This is a genomic window from Caballeronia sp. GAWG1-1 (genome assembly GCF_023631465.1).
Classification (GTDB): domain Bacteria; phylum Pseudomonadota; class Gammaproteobacteria; order Burkholderiales; family Burkholderiaceae; genus Caballeronia.
Genome location: NZ_JALQDB010000034.1, coordinates 186641 through 200865, shown reverse-complemented (window position 1 = coordinate 200865; position 14225 = coordinate 186641). Strand labels below are relative to the sequence as shown.

14 protein-coding genes are annotated in these 14225 nt (G+C 61.2%); 5 read left to right on the top strand and 9 right to left on the bottom strand.

Translation table 11 applies throughout. From position 1 onward, the window contains the following. Positions 1–25: 25 nt before the first annotated feature. Complete coding sequence (locus NCT03_RS24210) at positions 26–3166, top strand: CheR family methyltransferase (protein ID WP_250494199.1); 3141 nt, start codon at positions 26–28, stop codon at positions 3164–3166. A gap of 11 nt (positions 3167–3177) precedes the next feature. Further along, positions 3178–3555 (top strand): response regulator, encoded by a 378-nt coding sequence (locus NCT03_RS24205; RefSeq protein WP_250494198.1) that lies wholly within the window; start codon positions 3178–3180, stop codon positions 3553–3555. Between the two features lie 10 nt (positions 3556–3565). Here the strand turns inward: NCT03_RS24205 and NCT03_RS24200 are convergent, their stop codons facing one another. From NCT03_RS24200 to NCT03_RS24190, 3 genes are all read right to left on the bottom strand, one after another. Then, on the bottom strand, positions 3566–4330 hold the full coding sequence (locus NCT03_RS24200; RefSeq protein WP_250494197.1) for an enoyl-CoA hydratase: 765 nt from the start codon (positions 4328–4330) through the stop codon (positions 3566–3568). After that, positions 4327–5502 (bottom strand): CaiB/BaiF CoA transferase family protein, encoded by a 1176-nt coding sequence (locus tag NCT03_RS24195; RefSeq protein ID WP_250494196.1) that lies wholly within the window; start codon positions 5500–5502, stop codon positions 4327–4329. Before NCT03_RS24195 ends, NCT03_RS24200 begins: the two co-directional genes overlap by 4 nt. Positions 5503–5648: 146 nt before the next feature. Further along, positions 5649–6539, bottom strand: coding sequence for a LysR family transcriptional regulator (locus NCT03_RS24190; protein ID WP_250468594.1), 891 nt, complete (start codon positions 6537–6539; stop codon positions 5649–5651). 238 nt (positions 6540–6777) lie between these two features. Here NCT03_RS24190 and kdgT point away from each other — a divergent pair, with 238 nt between their 5' ends. After that, positions 6778–7794: a 2-keto-3-deoxygluconate transporter gene (gene kdgT, locus NCT03_RS24185; protein ID WP_244830008.1), complete on the top strand. Its 1017-nt coding sequence runs from the start codon at positions 6778–6780 to the stop codon at positions 7792–7794. Between the two features lie 21 nt (positions 7795–7815). Here the strand turns inward: kdgT and NCT03_RS24180 are convergent, their stop codons facing one another. The 4 genes from NCT03_RS24180 to NCT03_RS24165 all read right to left on the bottom strand — a co-directional run bounded on the left by NCT03_RS24180 (position 7816) and on the right by NCT03_RS24165 (position 10169). Next, the gene (locus NCT03_RS24180) at positions 7816–8049 is read right to left on the bottom strand and encodes a hypothetical protein (RefSeq protein WP_250494195.1); all 234 of its coding nucleotides are present in this window, start codon (positions 8047–8049) and stop codon (positions 7816–7818) included. Between the two features lie 122 nt (positions 8050–8171). Next, positions 8172–8390: a hypothetical protein gene (locus tag NCT03_RS24175; protein WP_244830010.1), complete on the bottom strand. Its 219-nt coding sequence runs from the start codon at positions 8388–8390 to the stop codon at positions 8172–8174. A 358-nt stretch (positions 8391–8748) separates the two neighbouring features. Continuing rightward, on the bottom strand, positions 8749–9435 hold the full coding sequence (locus NCT03_RS24170; protein WP_244830011.1) for a type 1 glutamine amidotransferase domain-containing protein: 687 nt from the start codon (positions 9433–9435) through the stop codon (positions 8749–8751). A gap of 128 nt (positions 9436–9563) precedes the next feature. After that, positions 9564–10169, bottom strand: coding sequence for a TetR/AcrR family transcriptional regulator (locus NCT03_RS24165; protein WP_250468592.1), 606 nt, complete (start codon positions 10167–10169; stop codon positions 9564–9566). Between the two features lie 250 nt (positions 10170–10419). On the opposite strand from NCT03_RS24165, the gene flgM reads away from it, so the two are divergent. Further along, positions 10420–10725 carry a flagellar biosynthesis anti-sigma factor FlgM gene (flgM, locus tag NCT03_RS24160; protein WP_244830013.1) on the top strand — a complete coding sequence of 102 codons (306 nt, stop codon included), beginning with the start codon at positions 10420–10422 and terminating at the stop codon, positions 10723–10725. A 352-nt stretch (positions 10726–11077) separates the two neighbouring features. On the opposite strand, the gene NCT03_RS24155 is transcribed toward flgM, so the two are convergent. Next, positions 11078–11854: an EAL domain-containing protein gene (locus NCT03_RS24155; protein ID WP_250494194.1), complete on the bottom strand. Its 777-nt coding sequence runs from the start codon at positions 11852–11854 to the stop codon at positions 11078–11080. 89 nt (positions 11855–11943) lie between these two features. Beyond that, entirely contained in the window at positions 11944–12876 is a 933-nt protein-coding gene (gene gcvA / locus NCT03_RS24150; RefSeq protein ID WP_250494193.1) for a transcriptional regulator GcvA, read from the bottom strand. 108 nt (positions 12877–12984) lie between these two features. On the opposite strand from gcvA, the gene NCT03_RS24145 reads away from it, so the two are divergent. Further along, positions 12985–14190, top strand: a complete 1206-nt coding sequence (locus tag NCT03_RS24145; protein WP_250494192.1) for an MFS transporter — start codon at positions 12985–12987, stop codon at positions 14188–14190. The last annotated feature ends 35 nt before the right edge of the window (positions 14191–14225 follow it).

Genomic DNA, 14225 nt, shown 5'->3' with positions numbered 1-14225 from the left:
ACAATGCGCCGATGAGGGAGAAGTCATGACACCGGCAACCGACTTCCCCATTGTCGGCGTCGGCGCGTCCGCTGGCGGCGTCGAGGCGCTGGAAGGCTTCTTTCGCGGCATGCCGGAAAAGCCAGGCCTCGCTTGCGTGATCATCACGCACCTGAGCCCGGACCGTATCAGCTTGTTGCCGGAGATTGTTTCGCGTTTTACGCCAATGCAGGTACACGCGATTGCCGAAGGCGAGCCGATCGTGATCGATAGCGTCTATCTCTTGCCGCGCGATGCCATCGTCAGCGTCTCGAACCGAACCTTGCACGTGCAGTCACTGGACAAGCCGCGTCGCGAGCGCAAGCCGATCGACCATTTTCTGAGCACGCTCGCGCTCGATATCGGCGAACTCTCGGCAGGCGTCATTCTCTCGGGCGGCGATTCGGACGGCACGCTCGGCATCAAGGCCATCAAGGAGCGGGGCGGACTGACGCTCGCACAGGTTGCGGACGGCTTCGGACCGCATCACCCGGACATGCCCAATAGCGCCATTGCCACTGGTCTGGTCGATTTCGCCGTGCCGGTCGACCAAATGGGCGCGAAGCTCGCGAGCTTTGCCGCGGGCGCCTTCAGGCTCGATTCCGTCGTGGAAGAGCCCGAAGTCGAAGCCGCCGCGAAAGCATTCGACGAGGCGCGAGAAGCCATTTACGGCATCTTGCGCGATAACGTCGGACACGACTTCAGCGGCTACAAGGTCAAGACTTTTTCGCGGCGGGTGCAGCGGCGCATGCAGGTCCGGGCGATGGCAACTCCGGAGAGTTATGTAGCGCGGCTCGCGGCCGATCCGCAGGAAGTGACGGCACTGTTTCGCGATCTCTTGATCAACGTCACGAGCTTTTTCCGCGATGAGCACGCGTTCGAGAGTCTCGCCACACTTGTCCTGCCGAAGCTTTTCGAAGGCCGCACCGCCGAGGATGTCGTGCGTGTCTGGGTGCCGGGCTGCGCCACGGGCGAGGAAGTGTATTCCATCGCCATGCTGATGTCCGAACAGATCGCAGGTGTCGAGAAGGCGCCGCGCATCCAGATCTTCGCCACCGATATCGACGACGGAGCGCTCACGGTGGCGCGTGCGGCGCGCTATCCGCTGGCGTTGCTCGACAATGTATCGCAAGAGCGGCGCGACCGTTTCTTCGTGCCGGACGGCAGCAGCTTCGTGGTGGCCAAGGAAGTGCGCGAACTGTGCATCTTTTCACCGCACAGCGTCATTCGCGATCCGCCTTTCTCACGCATCGATCTCGTGTCGTGCCGCAATCTCCTCATCTACTTCGGCATCGAGGTCCAGAATCAGGTCATTCCGACCTTCCACTATGCGCTGCGCCCGGACGGTTTTCTGTTCCTCGGCCCGTCGGAGAACGTGAGCCAGTTCGACGAGTTGTTCGTTCCGCTCGACAAGAAGCACAGGCTTTTCAAGCGCCGCGCCGATGTCGTGTCGCAAGTGCGCCTGCCACTCGCGGTATCCGCGCTGACTATCGGCCATTTGTCCGCGTTGACGCCAAGCCGTCCGCCCCTGGGCGGCGCCGCGCTGCGCCTGGCTGTCGACGGTCATATGATCGACCGCTTCACGCCGCCGCACGTGCTCGTGACGCGCGATGGCGATGTCGTCTACTACTCGGGCCGCACCGGCAAATATCTCGAGGCAGCGCCCGGCATGCCGACGCGCCAGCTATTCGCAATGGCGCGCAAGGGGCTGGGCCTCGACTTGCGCTCGGTGTTTCGCGAAGCGGTCGACTCGGGCCGCACGATCGCGCGAGAGGGGGTGGTGGTCGAAGGCGAGGACGGCCGTGTACAGGTGATCAATCTGACCATCGAGCCGCTCGTCCAGCAAGCGCCGGGTGAGCGCATGTATCTCGTCGTGTTCCAGGACCAAGGGCCCGTGCTCACGCGCGAAGAGGCGCTTGCGCGCGCCGAGGCCATGCACGACGGCACCGCGGAGCAAATCGAAAAGGAACTACGGGATACCCGTGAACGCCTGCAATCGATGATAGAGGAATACGAGACCGCGCTCGAAGAACTCAAGTCGTCGAACGAAGAGTTGGTTTCGGTCAACGAGGAACTGCAATCGTCGAACGAAGAGCTGGAGGCGTCCAAGGAAGAGCTCGTCTCGCTCAACGAGGAGTTGCACACCGTCAATCTGGAACTGAATGGCAAGATCGACGCGCTCGACCGCTCGAACAGCGATCTTCACAACCTGTTCGAAAGCACGTCGGTCGCCACCGTGTTTCTCGACCGGCAATTTTCCATTCGCTCGTTTACCCCGGCAATGGCCGATATCTTCCATATCCGTCCGGTCGATCGCGGGCGTCCCATTTCGGAGCTCGTCAGCCGTCTCGACCTTCCGGGGCTGGAAGAAGGCATCCGTGAGGTATTCAGGAGTCAGGAAACACGCGAACAGCAGGTCAGCAGCAAGGATGGACTGAATCATTTCCTCGTGCGTCTCGCACCTTATCTCAACGGCGATCGCAAGATCGACGGTGTGGTCATTGCTTTCGTCGATATCACGGGAATGGTTCATGCTGAAGGTAGGCAGGACGTTTTGATTGCGGAACTGCAACACAGGACGCGAAATCTGTTGTCGGTGATTCAGTCGATCGCGCAACAGACGCTCTCGGGCGACGAAGCGCTCGACACGTTCACGAGTCGCCTCGCCGCGCTTGGCAGGCTGCAGGGCTTGATCGGCGAAGCGAACGGGCATCTGATCAATTTGGGTGACATCGTTCGCCTTGAATTCGAGGCGCTCGGTGTCGGCAGCAGCGACAGGGTCTCGGTGAGTGGACCGGTCGTGCCGCTTGGCTTTCGCAACGTTCAGACGATCGCGCTCGTGCTTCACGAACTCGCGACCAACGCGCTCAAGTACGGCGCATTGAAGCATAAAGGCGCACGGCTCGTCGTCAGCTGGATTGTCGAGAAAAGAGAGTCCGGGCCGGAATGGCTCGTTCTGGACTGGATCGAAAGTGGTGTGCGCATCACGCCCGAGGACAAGAAAATCGGCTTCGGCCGGCAACTCATCGAGAAAGCGCTTCGTTTCACGCTACACGCTCGCACCGAGCTCGACTTCAACTGGGATGGGGTTTCGTGTCATATCGAGATCCCGCTGCGACCAGCGCATATGCACGGCAGCAGTCCCTAGGGGGTCCGAAAATGGCAGTAGTCGGGACACCGCTCGAAGGTTTGAGCATCTTGGTCGTGGAAGACGATTACCTGGTGGCGCTCGCGCTGTCCGCGTTACTCGAAATTGCAGGGGCAATCGTCGTCGGGCCGGTGGCGTGGGCGCAGGACGCGCTGGCGCTTCTCGACGACGACGAACATTACATCGACGTTGCCATTCTCGACATCGACCTCAACGGCGAGAAATCATACGCCGTAGCGGATGAACTGACGCTGCGTGAGATCCGCTTCATCTTTGCAACCGGGTACGGTGTCGATTCGATCGATAACGCCTACCGGCATCATCCGCGTTGTCAAAAACCCTTCGATCATCAAACGCTCTTCAACACGCTCGCACTGAGCGGGCGTTGAAGAATCGCGCTCACCGTTTCGGCTTGCCCGAAGTGAATGCTGTCACCGCATCACGAAAAGCCGCGCTTCCATAGACTTCCTCGATGATGTCTTCGTCCGCGAAGCTCTGGTCGATCATGATGCGCCGTAGGCTCTCCTTTACCGCCTTCTGCGTGATTGGCGACAACGCCATGAGCCGCTCGGCAAGCGCATGCGCGCTGGCATCGAGCGCGTCTTTCGTCACCACCGAATATACGTAGCCGCACGCCAGGACCTCGTTCGCTGCGAGAAAGTCGGCGAGCATCAGCATGCGCTTGACGCGCGGCACGCCGAAAGCCGCATGTAGCCGCGCGATATTGCGCGACGAAAGCGTGTTCGAGAGCGTCTTGGCAATCGGTGCGCCGAACCGGGAGTTTTCGCTGCACACGCGAAAGTCGCAGGCCGTGGCGAGCGCGAGACCACCGCCGACCGCCCAGCCATCGATCACGGCGAGCGTGGGAAGCGCGATGCGCTCGACTGTATCGATCACGCGCTCGACCAGCGCTTCGTAGGCCACGCCATCGTGTCCGCCGCGAAAGTCCTTGAAGTACTCGATATCCGTTCCCGCGATAAACGACTTGCCGCCCGCGCCGCGAAAGAGAATGCAGCGCACGTCTTTATTGCGCTGGCATTCGTCGATACGCGCGAGCAGCGCTTCGTACATGGGAATCGACATGGCGTTGTGACGCTCGGGCCGGTCGATGACGATCTCCGCCGCGCCCGATGCATGCAGCGTAAGCCGGACATGTTCGCTCATGGCTTCATTCCACTGGTTCCGTTGATCTCCGCGAAGATCTCTTCGTTATGTTCGCCGAGCAGGGGCGGATGGCGGCGCACGGTCTGCGGCGTCCCGAGCAGCTTGACCGGAAAGCCGATGTTCTTCACCTTGCCTTCGTGCGGATGATCGATTTCCATTGCCATGCGGCGATGCGTGGCATGTTCGCTCTCGAATGCTTCCGGATAAGTCAGGATAGGGCCGGCTGGAATGCCGGCCGCGAGCAGGGTATCGACCCATTCCGCGCTGTCGCGCTTGGCGAACTCCTCTTCGAGCACTTGGATCATGGCCTCGCGGTTTTTCAGGCGCAGCGAGACGTTCGCATAGTCGGCGTGGTCGATCAGATCGGGCCGCTCTAACAACCCGCACAGCTTCGTCCACAGCTTCTGGTTAGTCGCGCCCATCACGAAGTAGCCATCGCGCGCCTTCACGGCCTGATACGGCGCGCTCATCTTGTTGCTGGTGCCAAGCGGTGTCGGCGGCACGCCCGTGCCCCAGTATTCCGACATGTCCCAGATCGAGAAGGCCATGACGGAATCGAAGAGAGAAGCGTCGATATGCTGACCGACGCCCGATTTTTGCGCGCCGATATAAGCCGACAACAGCCCCGACACCGCAAAGAGCGCGCAGCCGATATCCGCCACCGGCACGCCCGCCTTGACCGGCTTGCCGCCGGGATATCCCGTCACGCTCATGACGCCGGACATGGCCTGAGCCATCAGATCGAAGCCGGGCCGCGTGGACCACGGGCCGCTTTGCCCGAAGCCCGAGATGCTCACATAAACGATCTTCGGGTTGATCTCCCGGATCGACTCGTAATCGATACGAAGCCGCTGCACCACGCCCGGCCGATAGTTCTCGACGATCACATCGGCAGTTTTCGCGAGCTTGTAGAAGAGCTCGCGGCCCTCTTCGCTCTTCAGGTCCAGCGTCACCGAACGCTTGTTGCGGTTCATGTTGAGAAAGCCCATGCTGTCGGGCCCTTTCATCTTGAAGCCCATCGCGCCGCGCGTCTGATCGCCTTCGGGCGGTTCCACCTTGATGACATCCGCGCCCATGTCGGCGAGCAGCATGCAGGCGAACGGTCCTGCCATGACCTGGCTTACGTCGAGCACGCGGATTCCGTCCAGGGGGAGAGGTTTTGTCTGGGTCATGTCGATTGGTTCGGTGGAGAAGGGCTTCGACCTGCGGCGCGGGTCATGCCTTCACTTTCGACCACCGCTTGCAATGCCGCAAGGCTTGCGCGGGCAAGGCTGGCTTCGCAATTCGCGAAAGCCTCGAGCGTGCTTCCTCGTTCAGACTAGTCGCGTGCGTCGAGCAGCTCGGCCACGACGCGTTGAAGCGTCTGTTCCTGAGCGTGACCTTCGACGCAAGAAAGCACGTAGCTGCGCTTATGCCAGTCGCCTGCAATCTCCTGCGACGCAATCGCGCCTTCGGGGTGAAAGCTGCGCAGCACAGCCGCGGGCATGAGGCCGACGCCCAAGCCCTGACGCACCATCACGAGCATGGTGTCGAAGCCGCTCACGGCGTAATTGTTCGCGAAGAGTCGTCCCCGGCTCTGATGTGCGCGTTGCAGCGCGGACAGAATGGCGGAGCCTTTGCCGAGACTGATCACGGGCAAGTCCATGATCTCGTCGATACCGAGCGGCGCATCGTCGAACTCAAAATGTTCGGTGCTATACACGAGTTCGAGCCGGTCTTCGCGATACGGCATGCGGTCGAGGTCGAGAAAGCCGCTCTTCTTTTCGTAGATGCCGATATCGATGACCTTGTCGCGCAACAACTGCTGAACGATTTTGCTGTTCTCCTCCTGAACCATGAGCGAGATGCCGGGATGCTTGCGCTGAATCGCGGCGATGGCGCCCGCCAGAAACTGCATGACCACCGCCTTCGGCGCACCGATGATGATGCGCCCGTGGCGCCCTTCCTTGAGCGCGCGCGCATCGCCTTCGAGACGGTCGATCAGATTGTCGATCTGGCGGATGTACAGCAGCAGCTTCGCGCCCGGCTCGGTGAGCTGCACACCGTGCGGAACGCGCGTGAAGAGCTTCGCGCCCAGTTGCGCTTCGAGGTCCGATACGCGCCGCGAGGCGGCGGCCACCGCGAGACTGAGCTTGTCCGCGGCGCGCGAGATGCTGCCTTCGTCCGCGATGGCGAGAACCAGACGGATGGTAGTCGTATCGAATTTCACTAAGGCTCCGTTTTGTCGTGCTCGCGAATGTGAAGTGTCCGCGAACGCCCACCGGACAGGCAAACCCGGTAACTCTGCCCGCGCGCGGGTAAACGATTAACCCGCCTCCCGGCCTTGCATTCAGCGAATATAAAACAGCGATGCTATATTGCGCCGAACCGATGCGGCCGAGCTTCAAGCGGCGCATTGCACTGGGTAGACAGCCCGCCATCCGGACGCCAAAGTCCACGGAGGAGACATGAATATAAAGAAAGCGATTGACCGCATTCCAGGCGGTCTCATGCTCGTGCCCTTGCTGCTCGGCGCCTGCGTCCATACTTTCGCGCCGGGCGCGGGCAAGTACTTCGGCTCGTTCACGAACGGGTTGATCACGGGCACCGTGCCGATTCTCGCGGTGTGGTTCTTCTGCATGGGCGCGACCATCGACCTGCGCGCGACCGGCACCGTGCTGCGCAAGTCGGGCACCTTGCTCGTCACCAAGATGGCGGTTGCGTGGATCGCGACCATCGTCGCCGCGCACTTCATTCCTATCGATGGCGTCAAGGCCGGTCTCTTCGCGGGCCTCTCCGTGCTTGCCATCACCACGTCGATGGACATGACCAACGGCGGACTTTACGCCGCCGTGATGCAGCAGTACGGCAGCCGCGAGGAAGCGGGCGCGTTCGTGCTGATGTCGGTGGAATCCGGGCCGCTCGTCAGCATGCTGATTCTTGGCGCGACGGGCGTCGCGTTCTTCGAGCCACGCCTTTTCGTCGGCGCGGTGCTGCCGTTTCTGATTGGCTTCGCGCTCGGCAATTTGGACAGCGACCTGCGCGAACTGTTCGGCCGCTGCGTGCATCCGCTGATCCCGTTCTTCGGCTTCGCGCTCGGCAATGGCATCGACCTGCACGTGATCGCGACGAGCGGCTTGCCGGGGGTTGCGCTTGGGTTGGGCGTGATCGTCGTGACGGGCATTCCGCTGATTCTCGCGGATCGCTGGATTGCGGGCGGCAATGGCGCGGCGGGACTCGCGGCTTCATCGACGGCGGGCGCGGCGGTGGCGAATCCGGCGATCATCGGCGAGATGATTCCGCGCTTCAAGCCGCTCGTGCCGGCGGCCACCGCGATGGTCGCGACCGCTTGTCTCGTGACGGCCATTCTCGTGCCGATTCTGACCGCGCTGTGGGTGCGCCGGCATCGGGCGCGTCATGGCCTTGAAGAACAACGTGTGGAAGAACCGGTGCGGCCGCTCGGCGAGCGCGACGTGCACGTGTGATTTCGTGCGGCCGACGAGCCGTCAGGATGGCTCGTCGCTCACGAACAGCATCGAGATATAAAGAATGGTCGAAACGGCGATAAGGCCAACGCCCGTGAACACCTTGGTGCGATTGAATTCGAGCCCGCCGTCGATGGCGATACCAATGCCGACCACCGAGCCTAGCGTCCCGAAGGCCGCGAGCGCGACATGCGCCTTGCTCAAGAAGAGACGCCGGCGTTTTCTGCCGGCTTCGCTGAAGGGTCCTCGTCGCATCGCTTCTCCATCGGCCATGTAGCCGCGCCGTTATTCGCGTTCCGGATGAAGCAGCAATATCACAAAAATTAAACGTGCTTCGCGAAAGAAAATCGGCGAAGCACGTTCGTATCGACGATGCGTCACTCGACGCTTTCCCAATGCTCCGGCTCGCCCTTGTCCGTGATACGCACCTTCGCCAGCAAGGGCGTATAGCCGCGCAGCCTGATTTCGCTGACCGCGAGCTTTTCCGAACTGAACACCTGCTCGGTGATCTTCGTGCCGTCGGGATACTCGAGTGTGTATCCATCGATCGGGCCCCATCGGCCCTTGGGCAAGGGTTCAACGTAGATTTGCATCATGATGACTCCGGCGTTGTAGGAAGCGTCGGGCAAGCGCCGTGACTGCGGCTGCCTCTTATATAAGAGCGTAGCCCTTAAGCGTGGCGCTGCATCGAGGAAAATGACGGCTAAATTTGCGCGTTGAATCAGAGGGTTGGAGAGAAAATTCCGCGATGAGAAACGCACCGGGGCTATGTGCAACGCGTGCATGCTGCCACGCAGCAGGATTTCTCACGACACGCGGGCTGGTTTCGTGATGTGGGATCGACGAGCTCACGCGCCCGGCAATTTGCCCGTGCATCGCAAGTCCTGGCACGAGCGTGGGTTCCATGGCGCGCGGCCGCCCAATGGCCGCGCGCGCCGGTAACGTCAACGTCGGTTATTGCGCGAGCGCCGGGTGCTTCATCAACGTCGCCGCAGCGGACGACGATGAAGCCGGGTTCTGCCCGGTAATCAAAAGGCCATCGGTGACGACATAAGGTGCCCAGTCTTCGAGCTTCGAATAGATGCCGCCCTTCGCCTTGAGTTCGTCTTCAACGAGGAACGGCACGACATCGGTCAGTCCGACCGCGGCTTCCTCGGAGTTGGTGAAGCCCGTGACTCGTTTGCCTTCGACAAGCGGTGCGCCCTCCGGCGTGCGGACATGGCGCAGCACGCCAGGTGCGTGGCAGACCAGCGCGACAGGCTTGCCAGCGGCCAAGAAGGCTTCGATCAGGGCGATCGAGTTTTTGTCTTCGGCCAGGTCCCAGAGCGGACCATGACCGCCCGGATAAAACACGGTATCGAAATCGGCTTGCGAGACGAGATCGAGCTTTACCGTGCTGGCAAGCTGCGCGGTAGCCTGCGAATCGGCTTCGAAACGATGTGTCATCTCGGTCTGATTGGCCGGCTCGTTGCTCTTCGGGTCGAGCGGCGGCTGACCACCTTTAGGCGATGCCAGCACGATTTCCGCGCCCGCATCCCTGAAGGCGTAGTAGGGTGCGGCCAGCTCTTCGAGCCAGAAACCCGTCTTGCGGCCCGTGTTGCCGAGTTGGTCATGCGAGGTCAGAACCATGAGCACTTTCATGTTGCATCTCCGTGGGTGAGTAAGGCGAAACCGTAAAGAAGGTTGATGGGGTTAGTAGACCAGTCGTCTAGTAAATGCTTCAAAAAAAGCACCTCTAAAGAAGTGCTGGCACCTCGCTCCCTGCTTCGTCAGGGAGCAAGTCGCAAGATCTGCTGCGTTGTCGTCGTCGCCACTTCAAACGGCTGCGTGTTGCGAACAATCTTCACCATGATGCTGGCGCCGAGCCACAGTTGATACAAGCTCTGCGCGACGCTTTGCGGATCACCTTCGATCGAAAGCGAGCCTTCCGCCACACCGATTTCGATTGCACTTGCAAGACGGCTAACGATCCCCGCCGTGCCGCGCTTCAGCGTGGCGCGCATGGCCTCCGACATGTCCGCCACTTCGGCGCCGAGCTTGACCGCGAGACATTTGCCCTGGCAATCGAAGAAGGACTGGGTTTCTTGCCAGATGCTCCAGTAGTTCGTCAGCCGCTGCGCCATGCTCAGTCCGGGCTGCGCTAGCGTCTGGTCGAGGTCGTTCAGGTAGTCCTCGAAATAGCGTTCCAGGAGCGCCACGCCGAACGCATCCTTGGAGCCAAAATAATGATAGAACGAGCCCTTCGGCACGCCGGCTTCCGTGAGAATCTCATTCAGGCCGACGGCGGAAAAGCCTTTGGCGCCGATCAACCGTTGACCGACGGTAATGATGTTTTCGCGGACGTCGACGGTTTCTGATGTGTTTGCGGTAGGCATGGGTGGACTTTAGCTTATAGTAGACCAGTCGTCTAGTATTTTAAGAAATTTCTTGCCCTCGCAGACGCCAAGTCCGGTCTATGTGCGATTCCTCACACTTTGTTTCAATTTGTTGCAAATACACGGGAGGCTTACTGGATAAGGCTTTGCGGGCTGGACGAGGTTGCGAGGGTGTCGGCAGGCCGCCGGGCTTGGTAAAGATTTCAAGCCCCACTCCGTTAAAGAACTCAACAGACAAGGAGCCGAAGCCATGAAGATCGAATCGAACAACACGCCCGCCGCACTCCAATCCGACACCTTTCGCGTAGCAAGCAAACGCGATGTGCAGGCTACGGGCGGCGTGCAGCAAACCAGCGCGACCAACGCAACCAGTTCGAAAGTGACGTTGTCCTCGTTGTCGTCTATGCAAGTCACGGGCGGCGCGGACATCGACACGGCGAAGGTCGAATCGATCAAGGCGGCTCTGCGTGATGGAACCTACAAGATCGACTCGGGCAAGATTGCGAGCGGCATGTTGAGCACCGCAGGCGATTTGCTCAAGACGACGATGCGTTGATGGGTGGTTAAGCGGGAATGGAGCGCGGGCGGCGTAGCGCAAAGCGTCGGGGGACAAAACCAAATGCCCCGTTCAAATGGCATGGCCGATTCTGCAGATTCGTAGTCGAGCGGACCGACGCGTAGTGAGCCCGACACCAATCACTCGCCTGGCGGCCCATACATCTTCGGATTTCTGCGCGGCGCCTCGACACGCTCTGAATGTGAATGATCAGTCGATGCCGGAGCTTGGGTGGCCGACCCTTCGGCTCCAACGCTATTCTCTGGCGATGCCGGCGCACCAGGCACCGCGCATCCCGCCAAAACGATTAGCAACGTCCCAAGCACGGCCTTCAACATTTTGGCACCCTGCATTAACGCACATTGGCAATCGCAGGCATCTCTTTAAACGAGGGCTTGGCGAACAAATAGCCTTGCATCAGGCTCACGCCGGCTGCTTCCAGAAAATCGCGCTCGCCTTGCGTCTCGATGCCTTCCGCGATCACGCGAATTTCCAGATCACTGCAAATCTTCAAGACGCCGGCAACGATCCGCTGACGCACGGTGTCGGTGTCGATGTCGCGCACCAATGCCATGTCGAGCTTGATCAAGTCCGGCTGAAAGTCGGCGAGCAGTGTGAGCCCTGAATAACCCGCGCCGAAATCGTCGATCGCGGTCTGAAAGCCGAACGATTTATACGCGCGGAAGATCTGCACCAGATGCGAACGGCTAATGATGTTCTCACCTTCGATGGTTTCGAAGATGATCTTATTCACCGGGAAGCCGTGTTTCTCGGCGGCCTCGAAGGTACTGCGAATGCATGCCGCAGGCTGATAAACCGCGTTCGGCATGAAGTTAATCGACAGAAAGCTGTCCATCCCCATGCTTGCCGCCTGCTCGATTGCAGTCGTGCGGCAACGCTGATCGAAGTTATAACGGTTCGAGTCGTCGACCTGCGACAACACCGAACCCGCCGATTCGCCATTCGGCCCGCGTACGAGCGCCTCGTAGGCATAGGGACTGCCCGACTGCACGTCGACGATAGGCTGAAACGCAAAGGCCATTTCGATCTGCGCCACTTCGGGGCTATTGCAGCCACCGCAGCGAACGGGGCCGTTCGCCGGCTGTCCCGCCTCGTGAATTTTGATCATGTTTCGTTCGTCTGAAAAGTTGGTCTTTGAAGCGACCGCTTGCCATCGCGCGCCGGCCTTCAATATATCGGACGATGGAACGCGCTTCTTTAACTTCCGGCACCTCCCGCGCTCGCCATGATCCACTTCTCGAAGGAAACCACGGCGTCATCCCCGACGCGGTCTGCGTTGATCGCCAGTGTGTAATCGGGCGCGCGCCACGCCGGCGCCGCGATCGGGCATACGAGTCGGCCTTCGGCGATATCGCGTCCGATCAGCGGCAACGACGCGAGCGCCACGCCGAGCCCCTCCGCTGCAGCAGCGAGTTGAAGATACGTGTGCTCGAACTCGACGTGCCGGGTCGCGCGCAAGTCCGCCGCGCCCGCCTGCTTGAGCCACGACGACCAACTCGTGCGCGTGCTGGCGGAATGCAGCAGCGCGTGATGACGCAGATCCGCGACGCTTGCTATGGGACGCTGACGCAGCAGCGCGGGGCTGCACACCGGCAGGCGCACATCGGCCATCAACGAGCGCGATACGACGCCCGCGCCTTGTTCGTGACCCGAGCGTATGCCGATATCGAAGGCATCGCCGATATACCGCAACTTGCGCGACGTGGTCGACAACCTGACGTCGATATCGGGAAAGCGCGCCTGAAAGTTGGCGAGACGCGGCAGCAGCCAGCACAACGCGAAGCTTGCCAGCGCGTTCACGCGCACGATGCCGGACACGCGGCGCGTGAATTCGTCGTGCCTGAGGCGCGCTGCCCCGCGTGTGAGACGTTCGAACGCGCTGCTCACGTCGTTGAGGAGCGCCGCGCCTTCATCGGTAAGCTGAACGCCGCGCGCGCGCCGCTCGAACAACGGCACGCCGAACCAGTCTTCGAGCAGCCGTATTTGCTTGCCGACCGCCCAATGAGTGACATGCAGGTCGGCCGCCGCCGCGGCGAAGCTTCCATGCCGGGCGACCGCCTCGAAATTGCGCAACGCATTGAGCGGCGGCAGCCTGTCCCGGTCCTGCGCCAGATTTGGTGGTTCGTCCATGGCGTGACTTTATCTCTCCATTGACGCGATCTTACGTCAATTGAAGGCGCCTTCCTCGAGTCATAAAATTGTCTTTTAGGCCTCGTCACGCCGTCGTCCGGGAGACTCATGCGCTTTATTCCGTTTTCCTTGCCTTCTCTGCTTAAAACCGACCGGACCGCGCTTCTACCTTCGCGCGTGCTTTGGCTGTCCTGCGTCGCACACGCGCTGCACGACGGTTACACGGACATGATCTACGCGTTGCTGCCGGTGTGGCAGGCGGACTTCGGTCTGGGGTATGGCGCGCTCGCCATGCTGCGCGGCGTCTATGCCGGAACCATGGCGAGTCTCCAGATACCGGCCGGGCGTCTGGCGCAAAGGCTTGGCAGCCGGGCGACGCTTGCGCTCGGCACGTTGCTCGCAGCCGGTGGCTACGCGCTCGCGGGTATGTCGGGAAGCCTGCTCGGTTTGTGCGTGGCGTTGGCGGTATCGGGAAGCGGGTCGAGCACGCAGCATCCCATTGCATCGGGCGCGGTGTCGCGCGTCTATGGCCGCCGCGCGCGCGGCCCATTGAGCGTCTACAACTTCTCCGGTGATCTCGGCAAATCGGCATTGCCGGCCGCAATCTCTCTTCTCGTTACGCTGATGCCCTGGCGTCACGCGCTCTCGATCATGTCGGTTCTGGGTTGCGTCGTCGCTGTATCCATTGCACTTTTCTTCCCTGTCATACCGAGAAGCACGCCGGCCGCCGATGCGCAATCCAGCGGCAACCGCGGCGGCTCAGGACGAGGTTTTTCGATGCTGCTCTCGATAGGCGTGCTCGACACCAGCGTCCGCATGGGCCTGCTGACGTTCCTGCCGTTCTTGTTGAAAGAGAAGGGCATCTCTCAACCGATGCTGGGCACGGCGCTCGCGCTGGTTTTCATCGGCGGCGCGGCCGGCAAGTTCGTCTGCGGATGGCTCGGCGCGCGGCTGGGCGTGATCGGCACCGTGCTCGCAACCGAGGGCGGCACGGCGGCCTGCATCGTCGCGGTGATGCTCTGCCCATTGAGCGTCGCGATGGCCTTGCTGCCGCTCCTCGGCGTAATGCTCAATGGCACCTCGTCCGTGCTCTACGGCACCGTGCCGGAACTGGCGCCACTCGACGGAGCCGAGCGGGCCTTTGCGCTCTTCTATACCGGCACCATTGCGTCGGGCGCGATCTCGCCGGTCATCTACGGTTTCCTCGGCGACCGGATCGGCGTGCACGGCGCCACGCTTGCCACGGCTCTCACGGCCATCGCCATTTTCCCGCTGGCCATCGCACTGCGCTCGCGCCTCGCGCACGAGGCCTAGATCGCGCATGTTCGTGCCAATCCGTCCGCGAACAT

What these genes read in the sequence shown, in the direction of transcription:
- NCT03_RS24210 (WP_250494199.1), top strand. Translation starts at nt 26, where the DNA reads ATGACACCGGCAACCGACTTCCCCATTGTCGGCGTCGGCGCGTCCGCT.
- NCT03_RS24205 (WP_250494198.1), top strand. Translation starts at nt 3,178, where the DNA reads ATGGCAGTAGTCGGGACACCGCTCGAAGGTTTGAGCATCTTGGTCGTG.
- NCT03_RS24200 (WP_250494197.1), bottom strand. Translation starts at nt 4,330, where the DNA reads ATGAGCGAACATGTCCGGCTTACGCTGCATGCATCGGGCGCGGCGGAG.
- NCT03_RS24195 (WP_250494196.1), bottom strand. Translation starts at nt 5,502, where the DNA reads ATGACCCAGACAAAACCTCTCCCCCTGGACGGAATCCGCGTGCTCGAC.
- kdgT (WP_244830008.1), top strand. Translation starts at nt 6,778, where the DNA reads ATGAATATAAAGAAAGCGATTGACCGCATTCCAGGCGGTCTCATGCTC.
- NCT03_RS24180 (WP_250494195.1), bottom strand. Translation starts at nt 8,049, where the DNA reads ATGCGACGAGGACCCTTCAGCGAAGCCGGCAGAAAACGCCGGCGTCTC.
- NCT03_RS24175 (WP_244830010.1), bottom strand. Translation starts at nt 8,390, where the DNA reads ATGATGCAAATCTACGTTGAACCCTTGCCCAAGGGCCGATGGGGCCCG.
- NCT03_RS24170 (WP_244830011.1), bottom strand. Translation starts at nt 9,435, where the DNA reads ATGAAAGTGCTCATGGTTCTGACCTCGCATGACCAACTCGGCAACACG.
- NCT03_RS24165 (WP_250468592.1), bottom strand. Translation starts at nt 10,169, where the DNA reads ATGCCTACCGCAAACACATCAGAAACCGTCGACGTCCGCGAAAACATC.
- flgM (WP_244830013.1), top strand. Translation starts at nt 10,420, where the DNA reads ATGAAGATCGAATCGAACAACACGCCCGCCGCACTCCAATCCGACACC.
- NCT03_RS24155 (WP_250494194.1), bottom strand. Translation starts at nt 11,854, where the DNA reads ATGATCAAAATTCACGAGGCGGGACAGCCGGCGAACGGCCCCGTTCGC.
- gcvA (WP_250494193.1), bottom strand. Translation starts at nt 12,876, where the DNA reads ATGGACGAACCACCAAATCTGGCGCAGGACCGGGACAGGCTGCCGCCG.
- NCT03_RS24145 (WP_250494192.1), top strand. Translation starts at nt 12,985, where the DNA reads ATGCGCTTTATTCCGTTTTCCTTGCCTTCTCTGCTTAAAACCGACCGG.